The sequence below is a fragment of the Pseudomonas sp. BJa3 genome (assembly GCF_026343815.1).
In the GTDB taxonomy this organism is placed as follows: domain Bacteria; phylum Pseudomonadota; class Gammaproteobacteria; order Pseudomonadales; family Pseudomonadaceae; genus Aquipseudomonas; species Aquipseudomonas soli.
Map to the genome: position 1 here is coordinate 1 of NZ_JAOXMC010000604.1, position 230 is coordinate 230.

At 65.7% G+C, this 230-nt stretch carries 1 pseudogene; it reads left to right on the plus strand.

The features are described 5' to 3' along the window. Nucleotides 1-230, plus strand: a pseudogene (locus OH705_RS28960) (hypothetical protein); the annotation flags it as partial.

Consider the following 230-nt stretch of genomic DNA (forward strand, 5'->3'; position numbering starts at 1 on the left):
GCCTTGCAGACCGCCTTCAAACTCGTTGCCGTGAGCAGCATCGCCCTCGCCCTGGCGGCGTGCGGCAGCGCCAAGGACGCCAACAAGAGCAACTTCAGCAAAGCCATCCAGGCCTACCTGGATACGCAGAACGGCATCTGCGCCAATCTCCCCGCGCGGGAACTGCCCTTCAGGCTGGAAAACCAGGACATGCTGGGCCAGGGCCGCAAAGCCCGCGCGGACGCGCTTGC